Genomic DNA, 13274 nt, shown 5'->3' with positions numbered 1-13274 from the left:
ATATTCATGAATGAGGAGCCCGCATGGTCGGCACCGCATCGCTCACCGCTGGATGGTCCAACTGGGCCGGCAACCAGCGTGGCAGCGCCACCGCGATCCTGCGCCCCGGCTCGCCGACAGATGTCGTAGAAGCCGTCCGATCCGCCGTCGCCGACGGTGCCCGGATCCGCGTGACCGGCAGCGGGCACTCGTTCACCGCCGTCGCGCTCGCCGACGACCGGCGGATGGAACTGTCCGAGCTGGACACCCTGGTCAGCGTCGACGTCCCGCGCCGGCTGGTCACCGTACCTGCGGGAATGACCCTGCACGCGCTCAACGGCCTGCTGGCCCGGCACGGCCTCGCGCTGCCCAACCTCGGCGACATCGACGCGCAGACGGTGGCCGGGGCCATCTCCACGGGCACCCACGGCACCGGCGCCGGCTACGGGTGCCTGTCCACCTTCGTCGAGGCGATCACCCTGGTCACCGGCACCGGCGAGGTGCTGCGCTGCTCCGCCGACGAACACCCCGACGTGCTCGCCGCCGCCCGGGTGTCACTGGGCGCGCTCGGCGTCCTGGTCGAGGTGACCCTGCGCTGCGTGGAAGCCTTCGTGCTGCACGCCCACGAACGCCCCGCCGAGCTGGCCGACGTGCTCGGTGACCTGCCCTCCCTGATCGGCTCGCACGACCACGTCGAGTTCTACTGGTTTCCCTACACCCAGCGGGTGCAGGTCAAGACCAACAACCGGGTACCGGCCAACGACCGGCCACTGCCCCGCTGGCGCGGCTGGCTGGACGACGACTTCCTGGCCAACCGGGTCTTCGCCGGTGCCTGCCGACTCGGCCGGGCCGTGCCCGCGCTGGCCCCGGGCATCAGCGCGGTCTCCGCCCGCGCCCTCACCGAACGCCGGTACACGGGCCGCTCGGACCGGGTCTTCTGCACCCCGCGCCGGGTCCGCTTCGTCGAGATGGAGTACGGCCTGCCCCGCGAGGCGCTGCCCGAGGCGCTCGCCGCGCTCCAGCGGATCGTGGACGGGCTGCCGTTCAAGGTGCTCTTCCCGGCGGAGGTGCGGTTCACCGCCGCCGACGACATCTGGCTGTCGCACGGCTACGGTCGGGACAACGCCTACATCGCCGTGCACCAGTACGTCGGCATGCCGTACGAGCCGTACTTCCGGGCCTTCGAGCAGGTGGCCGCCGGCCTGGGCGGCCGCCCACACTGGGGCAAACTGCACTATCGTGACGTCGCCTCGCTGGCCGACGCGTACCCCCGCTTCGCAGACTTCCAAACCGTCCGCAACCGCCTCGACCCGAACCGGGTCTTCACCAGCCCCCACCTGACCCACGTCCTCGGCGCCTGACGACACGCGCGCTCCAGAGATCTTGGAAGGAACGTGCCCCTGGAGGGGCACTTTCCTTCCAAGATCTTTATCCCTGCCATCCGGCCGCCCGTAGGGTGGCCTTTAGTTGGGCGATGACCTCGTCCGGTTTGGTGCGGATGGCCCAGGCCGGGAAGCGCAGCAGGCGGTCGCCTTCGATCCACAGATCGTTCTGCCGGCGCATGTCCGCCCACCAGGCGCGCGGATCGACGTGTTGTCCGCCGTCGATCTCGACGTGCACCCGCCACTGCTCGAAGTAGGCATCCAGGTAGCGCCGTCGCCCGTCCGAGTCACAACGGATCTTCTGGCGCGTCGGTTCGGGTAGCCCCGCGCGACGAGTCAGGCGCAGGAAGTCCAACTCCGGCAACGAGTGAGACCCACCGGCCGCGTCCGCCGCCGTGCCCAGAATCAGTTGGCGACGGCGAACCCGGGGCAGCCGGTCGACGATCCGGTGCAGGTCGTCGGCAGCCACGAGCCGTTGTTGAAATGCGGCGGCGACGATCGCCCGCGCCTCCTGGTCTGCACCGGCCCACTGTGCTGCGTCCACGATCGAACGGGCCGGCATGATCCTGCGGGGTTGCCCGACGGCCAGGACGTCCCGGTCGGTCAACGTGGCTGTCCGGTGCGCCAGCACGCCCGGTGGCAGCGATCCGCGCCGGCAGGCGGCGGGAAGTAGCACGTGAACCGGTCGACCCGGGAACCCCCGGAGCCCTCCGGCCTGTGCGGCGGTCAGACCACCGAGGATCGCCTGCGGGCCCGCGGCGAGGACGGCCACCCAGCGGAGTTGGCCGGCGCCGACCGGTCCGTTGTGCGCGACCAGCACGGCGCGATGGACCTGTCGCCACCTGCCGGTGGCCAGCCGGTGCCGGATGGCCTTGGGCGACAGGTGCCGCCTCGCCTGGGCGAGGCTCAACACGTCCTCCTGATGGAAGAGCAGCCAGCTCAGCTCGTCCGCGTCGTCATGCGGCAGCCGCCGAGCCCAGGCAGCGGGCGACGAAGTCCTCCGAAGACTCATGACAAGCAGTCTTCAGATCACCACCCCCGCCGGCAGCCCCTGTGGACAACGACGAGATCTTGGAAGGAAATCGCCCCTGGAGGGGCACTTTTCTTCCAAGATCTCGCGGATCCAGGCTTACTCCGTGCTGGACGCGGCCTTGCGGGGGGCTGCCTTCTTCGCCGGGGCCTTCTTCGCCGCGGTGCTGGCCTTGGCCGTGGTGGCCTTCTTCGCGGCCGTGGACTTGCTGGCCGCTGCCGTCTTCTTCGCCGCCGTGGCCTTCTTGGCGGGAGCCTTCTTCGCCGCCGCCTTCTTCCGCGGCGCCGGACCCTTCGCCCGCTTCTCGGCCAGCATCTCGGAGGCTTCCTGGAGGGTCAGCTCCTCCGGGGTCTGCCCACGCCGCAGCGACGCGTTGAACTCCCCATCGGTGACGTACGGGCCGAACCGGCCGTCCTTGATCACCAGCGGCTTCTCGGTGGCCGGGTCGACACCCATCTCCCGCAACGGGGGCGCGGCGGCACGCCGGCCACGGGTCTTCGGAGCGGCCAGCAACGCCAGCGCCGCGTCCAGACCGACAGTGAACATCTGGTCCTCGGACTCGAGCGAGCGGAACTCCTCGCCCTGCTTCACGTACGGACCGTAGCGGCCGTTGTTGGCGAAGACCTCGACACCGTCCGGTGCGACACCGATCAGCCGGGGCAGGCTGAGCAGCTTGAGCGCTTCTTCCAGGGTGAGCGAGTCCGGGGTCTGCGTCCGCAGCAGCGACGACTTCCGCTCACCGCTGGACACGTACGGGCCGAACCGGCCGGACTTGAGCACGATCGGCTCGCCGGTCGCCGGGTCGTCGCCGAGCTTGCGCTCGCCGCTGCCGCCGAGGAACAGCTCGTGCACCTTCTCCGGGGTCAGCTCGTCCGGGGCCAGACCCTCGGGGATCGGCGCCCGGTCACCGCCCTGGGTGCCGCCCTCCTCACCCTCACCCGAGGCCGAAGGCGCCCCCGAAGCGGACGGCTGCTCGCCGCCGGGCAGCTCCCGCTGCAGGTACGGCCCGTAGCGGCCAACCCGCACGACGACCTCACGGCCGTCGTCGTCGGTGAAGAGCGGGATGGAGTTGACGCTGCGCGCGTCGATGTCGCTCAGGTTCTCGGTGACCAGCTTCTTGAGCCCGCCGGAACGGGCGATGTCCTGGTCGCCGGCACCGTTGGAGCTGCCGAAGTAGAACGCGGTGAGGAAGTCGACAGCGGCGTGGTCACCGCCGGCGATCTCGTCCAGCTCGTTTTCCATGGTGGCGGTGAAGTCGTAGTCGATCAGGCGGGGGTAGTGCCGCTCCATCAACCCGATCACCGCGAACGCCAGGAAGGTCGGGATCATCGCCTGGCCGCGCTTGGTGACGTACCCCCGGTCCTGGATCGTCTGCATGATCGACGCGTAGGTGGACGGGCGGCCGATGCCCAGCTCTTCCAGGGCCTTGACCAGCGACGCTTCGGTGTAGCGCGACGGCGGCTGGGTGTGGTGGCCCTGCGCGGCCAACTCGTCGGCGGTCAGCGGCTGGTCCTTGACCAGGGTGGGCAGCCGGCGCTCGGCGTCCTCGGCCTCGGCGTTCTCGTCGTCGCTGGACTCGACGTACGCGCGCAGGAAGCCCGGGTCCGTGATGGTCTTGCCGGTCGCGCCGAAGTCGGCCTCCTCCTGCGAGGTGGAGACGGCGCGGATGCGCACCGAGACGCTGGAGCCGACCGCGTCGGTCATCTGCGAGGCGATGGTGCGCCGCCAGATCAGCTCGTAGAGCTTGAACTCCTCGGCGGAGAGCTCCTTGGCCACCTCACCCGGGGTGCGGAAGTTGTCCCCCGCCGGACGGATCGCCTCGTGGGCCTCCTGGGCGTTCTTCACCTTGCCGGTGTAGCGGCGCGGCTCCGGCGGGACGCTGCGCTCGCCGTACAGCTCGACGATCTGCCGGCGGGCCGCCGAGATGGCGGTCTCCGACAGGTTGACCGAGTCGGTACGCATATAGGTGATGTAGCCGTTCTCGTAGAGCCGTTGCGCGGTGCGCATCGTCTGCTGCGACGACAGGCGCAGCTTGCGGGCCGCCTCCTGCTGCAGGGTCGAGGTGATGAACGGCGCGTACGGGCGGCGACGGTAGGGCTTCTCCTCGACCCGGGTGACCGTGAACGGGCGCCCGTCGAGTCGGGCCGCGAGACCCCGGGCGCCACCCTCGTCCAGGTGGACGACGCCGGCGCCGGGCTTCACCCGGCCGGTGGTCGGCTCGAAGTCCTTACCGGTGGCGATCCGGTCGCCGTTGAGGGCGATCAGGGTCGCGTTGAACGTGCGCGGGCCCTCGCCGGCGTTCGTCACGGCGAGGGTGGCCAGGATGTCCCAGTATTCGGCGGTGCGGAAGGCCATCCGCTGCCGCTCCCGCTCGACCACGATGCGGGTCGCCACGGACTGCACCCGGCCGGCCGAGAGCCTCGGCATGACCTTCTTCCACAGCACCGGGGAGACCTCGTAGCCGTAGAGGCGGTCGAGGATCCGCCGGGCCTCCTGGGCGTCGACCAGGTCGCGGTCGATCTCCCGGGGGTTGGCCACGGCCGCCTGGATCGCCGGCTTGGTGATCTCGTGGAAGACCATCCGCTTGACCGGGACCTTGGGCTTGAGCGTCTCGACCAGGTGCCAGGCGATGGCCTCGCCCTCGCGGTCCTCATCCGTCGCCAGGAAGATCTCGTCGACCTCCTTGGCCAGCTTCACCAGCTTGCTGATCTGCTGCCTGCGGTCGGCGGAGACGACGTAGAGCGCCTGGAAGCCGTTGTCCACGTCCACCCCGAGACGGGCCCAGGGCTCCTTCTTGTATTTGGCCGGCACATCGGCGGCGTTGCGCGGCAGGTCGCGGACGTGACCGAAGCTGGCCTCCACGACGTACCCCGGGCCGAGGTAGCCCGAGATCGTCTTGGCCTTCGCCGGTGACTCGACGATGACCAGACGGGTGGTTCCAGCGTTGCTCGGCACGTCTCTCCCCGACCTCACTCCTGCTCGTGGCCTTCCGGCGCCCGGACAGCGACCGCATTCGACCCCGCCGTCGCACCGGCGGTCCGGATGTCCAACGTAACGCGCCGCCCGCGTTTCGGGTTTCGCGGGCGGCAAACCGCCACCGCGCGACGGTCAACTCTCGCCCCGCCGCGCTCGGCACTGCCGGACGGCGCCACCGTACACCGTGGGTAGGGCTCGAAGAGGGTCACTGTGACGATGGCGGGCCAACGACCAGGCTCCGACCCGCCCGTTTTCCACCCGGAACGACCTGTCCGCTGTCCGGCACCGGACACCCCGCCCCACCGCCCAATCCCGTCGATCATGGAGTTGTGGTGGGCGTTTTCATCCCGGACGAGCAGTATCTCCACCACCACAACTCCATGATCGACCCGGGGGGGGTGTGGGGGTGGGGTGGGGGCCGATCGGGGGTGGGTCAGGTTGGCCAGGCTTCTGGGGGTGCTGTGCTCGGTGGTGCGCCGACCAGCTCGGCGAGCCGGCCCAGCCGTCGCCGGCCGGTGATCCGATACGCCGGGCCGCCCTCATCGGGGCTGAGTAGCGTGCCAGCCAGCCCGGCCGCGGCGAGCGCTACCCCGATCGGCTCCCAGCACTCCCGGTCGTCCGCGCCCAGCCGCAACAGGAACCCACCGGGTGGCTCCGGCGTCCCGGCGGCGGCGAGCCACAACCGCAGCCGCCGGCCGGTCAGGTGAAAGGTGGCCGGCGGGCGTTTCGCCGTACCGTGCAGCCAGGCCGCCGCGAGCGGCTTCAGGACCCGGGTGTACGACGTACGCACGGCGTGTCGCTCGCCCTCGGCCGGCTCCCAGCTCGCCGCCAGCCCACGCGACGCCAGTTCCGCGACGAGCACGTGCACCCGCCACGCGGCGTCCACCTGCACCGAGAGACGGGCGGTGCCACCCATGCGGACCACCGCACCCGGCCCGGCGAGCAGCCCGGCCAGGTCGGCGACCGCCGGCTCGGCCGCCTCCGCGCCGAAGAAGACGAGTTGCCGCCCCGCGTCGTCACCTGCGGTGGGGCCGTTGTGGGGCGGCCCACGCCGCCGTCGCGCGGGTGCGGGCGCGTCGGACTCTGGGGCGGGGAACAGCGCCGGTGGCTGCGCCGCCGGAGTGTCGTCGAGCCCACTCAATGACACTCCGGCACCTCGTCGAAGGCTTTTTTCAGCTCCTCGGAGTTGAGCTTGCTGGTGTCCAGCGCACTGGCGTCGTACTCCGTGTTGAGAGTGTCCACCGCGGCCCGCACGCCGTCGTAGAAGGCGGTCGCCTCGCCGGTGCCCAACCCGTCGATGGTGTCCCGGGCGCGGCCGTAGGCGTCCCGCATCTTCTCCAGCGAGCTGCGGAAACCGGCGGAGATGGCGTCGCCGTTCTCGGTCTCCGGGACGCCCGCCTGCTCCACCTTGCGGCGCGCGGCCTCGCTGGCCTGCTCCGCCCCACCGAAGAGCCGCACCAGGTTCTCCTTGGCCTGCGCCGGAGTGGTTTGCGCGGTCATCTGTTCGTCAGTGCTGCTTGTCAACTTGCTGATCTCGGAGCGCCACGGGGTCAGCGCGGTGCACACCGACGCCGCCCAGGCCCGTGGGCTGGGGCCTCCGCCGCAGCCGGCCAGGACGAGGACGATCGTGGCCAGGACCACCGTGAGCTTTCCGGCGGCAGACGCCCGGCACCTACGCATGCGTTGCAGCGTACGGCCTTTGGCCAGGTGTGGCACCGGGCCGGACGGCCGGGGTCCCCGGTCGACGCGGACGTCGACCGGGGACCCCGTGCCGGGTCAGGCGTTGACCGCCTCCGGCCGGTGGTCACTGCTGCCCGCGCCGGTGTTGCCGTCGGCGTCGGAGTCCATCGCGATGCCCTTGCGCTTGCTGAACACCACCGACGCCACGATGATCAGCGTCGCCACCAGCGCGATGCCGACCCGCAGGCCGACGTTGCGGTCGTCGCCGACGCTGTACGCCACCACGGCGGGTGCGATCAGCAGCGAGACCAGGTTCATCACCTTGATCAGCGGGTTGATCGCCGGACCGGCGGTGTCCTTGAACGGGTCACCGACGGTGTCGCCGATGACCGTCGCGGCGTGTGCCTCGGAGCCCTTGCCGCCGTACGCGCCGTCCTCGACCAGCTTCTTGGCGTTGTCCCACGCGCCACCGGAGTTGGCCAGGAAGACCGCCATCAGGGTGCCCGCCCCGATCGCCCCGGCCAGGTACGCGGCGAGCGCGCCGGGCCCGAGGCCGAAGCCGACCGCGATCGGCGCCAGGATGGCCAGCAGACCGGGGGTCATCAGCTCGCGCTGCGCGTCCCGGGTGCAGATGTCGACGACCTTGCCGTACTCCGGGCGCTGGGTGCCGTCCATGATGCCGGGCAGCTCACGGAACTGCCGGCGGACTTCCATCACGACGGCGCCGGCCGAGCGGGACACCGCGTTGATGGCCAGCCCGGAGAAGAGGAACACCACCGCCGCGCCGATGATCAGGCCGACCAGGTTGCGCGGGTTCGCCACGTTCAGCGAGTTGAGGATCTCGCCGCCGACGTTGGCCACGCCAGCGTCCTCGTACGCGGCCTGCAGCGAGTCGGTGTACGACCCGAACAGCGCGGTCGCGGCGAGCACCGCCGTGGCGATCGCGATGCCCTTGGTGATCGCCTTGGTGGTGTTGCCGACCGCGTCCAGCTCGGTGAGCGTCCGGGCGCCGTGCTCGTCGATGTCGCCGGACATCTCGGCGATGCCCTGGGCGTTGTCGGAGATCGGCCCGAAGGTGTCCATCGCGACGATGACGCCGACCGTGGTGAGCAGGCCGGTGCCGGCCAGCGCCACCGCGAACAGCGACAGCGTGATGGAGCTGCCGCCGAGCAGGAACGCGCCGAAGACGCCGGCACCGATAAGCAGCGCCGAGTAGACGGCCGATTCCAGGCCGATGCTGATGCCGGCCAGGATGACGGTTGCCGCGCCGGTCTGCGAGCTCTTGCCGATGTCCTGCACCGGCCGCCGGTTGGTCTCGGTGAAGTAGCCGGTCAGCGCCTGGATCGCAGCGGCCAGCACGATGCCGATCACCACGGCGCCGATGGCCACGAACCGCGGGTTGCCGTCGACGCCGGTGAGGCCGTCGTCGAACTCACCGAAGGTCGCCGGCAGGTAGGCGAAGGCGGCGATCGCCACCAGCACCGCGGAGAGCACCGCCGAGATGTAGAAGGCCCGGTTGATCGCGGTCAGGGCGTTGCGGTCGGAGGCGCGCAGCCGGGTGATGAAGACGCCGACGATCGCGACCAGGACGCCGATGGTGGAGATGATCAGCGGGAAGACCAGGCCCTCCTCGCCGAACGCGGCCCGGCCGAGGATCAGCGCGGCGACGAGCGTCACCGCGTACGACTCGAACAGGTCGGCGGCCATGCCGGCGCAGTCACCGACGTTGTCGCCCACGTTGTCGGCGATGGTCGCGGCGTTACGCGGGTCGTCCTCGGGGATGCCCTGCTCGACCTTGCCGACCAGGTCGGCGCCGACGTCGGCGGCCTTGGTGAAGATGCCGCCGCCGACCCGCATGAACATCGCGAGCAGCGCGGCGCCGAAGCCGAAGCCCTCCAGCACGGTCGGCGCGTCACCCCGGTAGACCAGGACGACGAGCGCGGCACCGAAGAGGCCGAGGCCGACGGTGAGGAAGCCGACCACACCGCCGGTCCGGAAGGCGATCTTCATGGCCGCCTCGCGACCACCCTCCCGTTCTCTCGCGGCGGCGGCGACACGCAGGTTGGCGCGGGTGGCCAACCACATGCCCGCGCCGCCGATGAACGCGCTGAACAGGGCGCCCACCACGAAGAAGAGCGAACGGCCGAGCTTCACCGCGTTCTCGCTGCCGTCGGTGTCGTGCACCGGCAGCAGGAAGAGCAGCACCACGGCAATGACGACGAAGATCGCCAGGGTACGGAACTGGCGGAGCAGGTAGGCCGAGGCGCCCTCCTGGACCGCCACCGCGATCTCCTGCATTTTGTTGGTGCCCTTACCGGCGGCCAGCACCGTCTTTGTCAGGGCGGCGGCGAAGCCGAGCGCCACCAGCGCGATCACCGCGGCGATGACGACGTAGATGACATTGCTTCCGGTAAGGGAAAGCCCGCCGCCGTCGACGGCCAAGGTCTCGGACATCTGTGTCCTCCTGTTACCGAACACTCGCGCCGGTGAGTGGAGACGCACCGACCGACGCCTGGATGCGGATTTCGCAAGCGCGCGCCAACCCCAGCGGACCAGCGATGACCACCCATACCCGCTGGCTGCGGGATGGATCACTTGCTGACAACCCGGGTACTGTAGCCCTCCTCAGTGTCAGAGGTCACACGCAGGTGGCACCGTGTCGCGATGATCTCCGTCGCTGTGTTATGAAACGAAATCTGATATAGGGACTGGTCCATGAAAGAAAGGGCCGCACCCCTGCTGGGATGCGGCCTGCGAAACGGTTTTCGGTCAGCGGCCGACCGGCCACACCATCCGCACCTCGGTGCCGATGCCCTCGTCGACCGGGCGCACCTGCAGGTCCTCGACGAAGCCGGCGAGCAGCGCGAACCCGACGCCGGTGGTCAACGCCTCGTCGGTGAGCGACTCGTTGGCCAGCTCGTCCGGGGGCAGTGCGGTCAGACCGATGCCGGCCTCGATCGGCGCCCGGTCCACCACCCGCACCGCGTACGAGCCACCGTCGGACATCTCCACCAGCACCGGGTCGGCCAGGCCGTACTGCCGGTGCAGGGCCACCGCGCGGGTGCACGCCTCACCGATGGCCAGGCGCACCTCGTCCAGCAGGTCCTCCCGGACCCCGGCACGCCGCGCGACGGCAACGCCGACCAGCCGGGCGGTGCGCACGTGCACCGGGGCGGGGGAGAACGAGAGCTTGACGGTCGCCATCACGCGCCGGCGCCCGCCGGGTCGGCGCTGATCGCCGCGTCGACCGTCGGGTGCAACGGGAACACTTGGTCCAGTGCGGTGATCCGGAAGATCTTGAGCAGGGGCTCCTTGTCACAGACCAGGGCGAACGAACCACCTGCCGAGCGCAGCCGCTTGAGCGCGCCAACCAGCACGCCCAACCCGGTGGAGTCGAGGAAGTCCACCCGATCGAGGTCGACCACCACGTGACGGGCGCCACCGTCGATCAATTCAAGGAGTCGTTCGCGGAGCCGGGGCGCGGTGTAGACGTCCACCTCACCACCGACCTCGAGCACCGTGTGCTCGCCCACGGTGCGGGTCGCCAGCGACAGCTCCATCGGTCCTCCTCGCCAGAGCCGTAAACTCTCGTGGGCATCTAACCACTACCGCCGGTGCGGCCTGCGGACGCCAGCGGAGGCTTCCCCTTACCCCCCGGCCCGACTTTTCATCTCCGAACACCAGTGCGAGAGTGCAGGGCGTGACCTCCAACGACTTCAGCTCGGCGCAGGGCACGCCGCGCCATGACCTGGAGTCGTCGCCCGCGGCCACCGTATCCGCTGGTCCTGGTCCCGGGCCAGCGCCGGAGGACCTGCTGCGCCGACTACGTGCCCGGGGCGCCACCGACCCGGTCACCCACGTCGAGCGGGTGCCGGCCCGCGCCGGGGTGCCCGCGCCCTGGCCGCCGTGGGCGTCGGCGGAGCTGCGCGCGGCGTTCGCCACACGCGGCGTCGTTGCGCCCTGGCAGCACCAGGCCGAGGCGGCCAACCTGGCGTACGAGGGTCAGCACGTGGTCGTCGCCACCGGCACCGCGTCCGGCAAATCACTGGCGTACCAGCTCCCGGCGCTGGCCACCCTGCTCGCCGACCCCCGGGCCACCGTGCTCTACCTCGCGCCGACCAAGGCGCTCGCCGCCGACCAACTGCGGGCCGTCGCCGCGCTGGAACTGGAGGGGGTACGCCCCGCCTGCTACGACGGGGACACTCCGCGCGCCGAACGGGAGTGGATCCGCAAGCACTCCCGGTTCGTGCTGACCAACCCCGACATGCTGCACCACGGCATCCTGCCCGGCCACGCCCAGTGGTCCGGTTTCCTGCGCCGACTCGCGTACGTGGTGATCGACGAGTGCCACACCTACCGCGGCGTGTTCGGCTCGCACGTGGCGCACGTGCTGCGCCGACTGCGCCGGCAGTGCGCCCGGTTCGGGGCCACCCCGGTCTTCGTCCTCGCCTCGGCGACCTCCGGTGACCCGGCGACCACGGGCGGACGGCTGACCGGCCTGCCGGTGACGGCCGTCACCGAGGACGCGTCGCCGCGCGGCGGGGTGACCTTCGCGCTCTGGGAGCCGCCGCTGCTGCCACCCGAGGCGGGCTCCGCTGCCCCGGTGCCGCCGCAGGCGATCGGCTCCCCCTCGGTACCGCCGCAGGCGATCGGTGAGCACGACGACCTTCGGCAGGTCCGCCGGTCGGCGCTGCGCGAGACCGCGGACCTGCTCGCCGACACGGTCGCCGAGGGGGTACGCACCCTCGCGTTCGTCCGTTCCCGCAAAGGCGCCGAGGTCGTGGCCGCCAACGCGCGCCGGTCGCTGGACGAGGCGGTGCCGGGGCTCGGCGACCGGGTGGCCGCCTACCGGGGCGGCTACCTGCGCGAGGAGCGGCGCGAGTTGGAGCGGGCGCTGCTTCACGGCGACCTGCTCGGCCTGGCCTCCACCAACGCGTTGGAGCTAGGCGTGGACCTGGTCGGGCTGGACGCGGTGCTGATCTGCGGCTACCCGGGCACCCGGGCGTCGCTGTGGCAGCAGGCGGGCCGGGCCGGGCGTTCCGGGCAGGAGGCCCTCGCGGTGCTGGTGGCCCGGGACGACCCACTGGACACCTATCTGGTGCACCACCCGGAGGCGATCTTCGGTGCTCCGGTGGAGGCGACGGTGCTCGACCCGGCCAACCCGTACGTGCTGGCACCGCAACTCGCCTGCGCCGCGGTCGAGGCGCCGCTCACCCCGGCCGACCTGGCACTCTTCGGCGACGGGGCGAAGGAGGCGGTCGACGAGCTGGTGGCGGCCGGTGCCCTGCGGCAGCGGCCCACCGGCTGGTACTGGCGGCACCGGGAGCGGCCCGAGGTGGACCTGCGTGGCGAGGGCGGCGCCCCGGTCTGTGTGGTGGAGTCGTCGACCGGCCGGCTGCTCGGCACTGTCGACGGCGGTTCCTCGCACTTCCTGCTCCACCCCGGTGCCGTCCACCTGCACCAAGGCGTCTCGTACGTGGTCGACGACCTCGACCTCGCGGACGGCTGCGCGCTGGTGCACGCCGAGGAGCCGGACTGGTCCACCCACGCCCGCGACGTCACCGACCTGTCCGTCGTGTCGGTGCGCTCCTACGTGGATGCCGGGCCGGTCGGCATGTTCCTCGGCGAGGTCGATGTGACAAGTCAGGTCGTGTCGTACCAGCGGCGGCGGATCGCCACCGGCGAGGTGATCGACACCCGGCCGCTCGACCTGCCCACCCGGGAGCTGCGCACGGTGGCGGTCTGGTTCACCCTGTCGCCGCAGTCGTTGGCTCTTGCCGGGGTCCAGCCGGCCGACGTGCCGGGTGCGCTGCACGCCGCCGAACACGCCGCGATCGGCCTGCTCCCGCTGATGGCCACCTGCGACAGGTGGGACATCGGCGGGCTTTCCACCGCGGTCCACCCGGACACCGAGGCACCGACGGTCTTCGTCTACGACGGGCAACCGGGTGGCGCGGGTTTCGCCGAACGGGCGTACGGAACGGCGTCGGCCTGGCTGCGGGCCACCCGGGACGCGATCGCCGAGTGCGGCTGCGAGACCGGCTGCCCGTCCTGCGTGCAGTCGCCGAAGTGCGGCAACGGCAACAACCCGCTCTCCAAGCCCGACGCGATCCGGGTGCTCGACGTGGTGCTGGCGAACCTGCCCGACTGAGCGGGTTGCATGAATCGGCATGCCACTGGGCACAATGATGTGGGAGCGCTTCCATAGATGCCCATACTGCCGATCG

The 13274-nt window shown here is 71.1% G+C and carries 9 protein-coding genes; 2 read left to right on the top strand and 7 right to left on the bottom strand.

Translation table 11 applies throughout. The features are described 5' to 3' along the window. Window positions 1-23: 23 nt before the first annotated feature. Window positions 24-1340, top strand: a complete 1317-nt coding sequence (locus tag AB0B14_RS32215) for a D-arabinono-1,4-lactone oxidase (protein ID WP_357525844.1) — start codon at window positions 24-26, stop codon at window positions 1338-1340. Between the two features lie 67 nt (window positions 1341-1407). On the opposite strand, the gene AB0B14_RS32210 is transcribed toward AB0B14_RS32215, so the two are convergent. The 7 genes from AB0B14_RS32210 to AB0B14_RS32180 all read right to left on the bottom strand — a co-directional run bounded on the left by AB0B14_RS32210 (window position 1408) and on the right by AB0B14_RS32180 (window position 10607). Further along, on the bottom strand, window positions 1408-2373 hold the full coding sequence (locus AB0B14_RS32210; protein ID WP_357525842.1) for a DUF559 domain-containing protein: 966 nt from the start codon (window positions 2371-2373) through the stop codon (window positions 1408-1410). Between the two features lie 117 nt (window positions 2374-2490). Beyond that, window positions 2491-5346 (bottom strand): type I DNA topoisomerase, encoded by a 2856-nt coding sequence (topA, locus tag AB0B14_RS32205; RefSeq protein WP_357525840.1) that lies wholly within the window; start codon window positions 5344-5346, stop codon window positions 2491-2493. 454 nt (window positions 5347-5800) lie between these two features. Continuing rightward, a complete protein-coding gene (locus tag AB0B14_RS32200) occupies window positions 5801-6514 on the bottom strand; it encodes a hypothetical protein (protein WP_357525838.1) in 714 nt (237 codons plus the stop codon). Beyond that, on the bottom strand, window positions 6505-7047 hold the full coding sequence (locus AB0B14_RS32195; protein ID WP_357068543.1) for a hypothetical protein: 543 nt from the start codon (window positions 7045-7047) through the stop codon (window positions 6505-6507). The genes AB0B14_RS32200 and AB0B14_RS32195 overlap by 10 nt, the downstream gene beginning before the upstream one ends. A 96-nt stretch (window positions 7048-7143) precedes the next feature. Next, a complete protein-coding gene (locus tag AB0B14_RS32190) occupies window positions 7144-9501 on the bottom strand; it encodes a sodium-translocating pyrophosphatase (RefSeq protein ID WP_357068545.1) in 2358 nt (785 codons plus the stop codon). A gap of 315 nt (window positions 9502-9816) precedes the next feature. Then, the gene (locus AB0B14_RS32185) at window positions 9817-10254 is read right to left on the bottom strand and encodes an ATP-binding protein (protein ID WP_030334228.1); all 438 of its coding nucleotides are present in this window, start codon (window positions 10252-10254) and stop codon (window positions 9817-9819) included. Continuing rightward, window positions 10251-10607, bottom strand: coding sequence for an STAS domain-containing protein (locus AB0B14_RS32180; RefSeq protein WP_357068548.1), 357 nt, complete (start codon window positions 10605-10607; stop codon window positions 10251-10253). Before AB0B14_RS32180 ends, AB0B14_RS32185 begins: the two co-directional genes overlap by 4 nt. A gap of 140 nt (window positions 10608-10747) precedes the next feature. Between AB0B14_RS32180 and AB0B14_RS32175 the strand changes: the two genes are divergently transcribed. After that, window positions 10748-13198 (top strand): DEAD/DEAH box helicase, encoded by a 2451-nt coding sequence (locus AB0B14_RS32175; RefSeq protein ID WP_357525836.1) that lies wholly within the window; start codon window positions 10748-10750, stop codon window positions 13196-13198. Window positions 13199-13274: the final 76 nt, after the last annotated feature.

The organism is Micromonospora sp. NPDC049171, assembly GCF_040648275.1.
GTDB lineage: Bacteria > Actinomycetota > Actinomycetes > Mycobacteriales > Micromonosporaceae > Micromonospora.
The sequence above is the reverse complement of the archived record's forward strand: the minus strand, read 5'-3'. Positions and strand labels throughout refer to the sequence as shown.

What these genes read in the sequence shown, in the direction of transcription:
- AB0B14_RS32215 (WP_357525844.1), top strand. Translation starts at nt 24, where the DNA reads ATGGTCGGCACCGCATCGCTCACCGCTGGATGGTCCAACTGGGCCGGC.
- AB0B14_RS32210 (WP_357525842.1), bottom strand. Translation starts at nt 2,373, where the DNA reads ATGAGTCTTCGGAGGACTTCGTCGCCCGCTGCCTGGGCTCGGCGGCTG.
- AB0B14_RS32195 (WP_357068543.1), bottom strand. Translation starts at nt 7,047, where the DNA reads ATGCGTAGGTGCCGGGCGTCTGCCGCCGGAAAGCTCACGGTGGTCCTG.
- AB0B14_RS32190 (WP_357068545.1), bottom strand. Translation starts at nt 9,501, where the DNA reads ATGTCCGAGACCTTGGCCGTCGACGGCGGCGGGCTTTCCCTTACCGGA.
- AB0B14_RS32180 (WP_357068548.1), bottom strand. Translation starts at nt 10,607, where the DNA reads ATGGAGCTGTCGCTGGCGACCCGCACCGTGGGCGAGCACACGGTGCTC.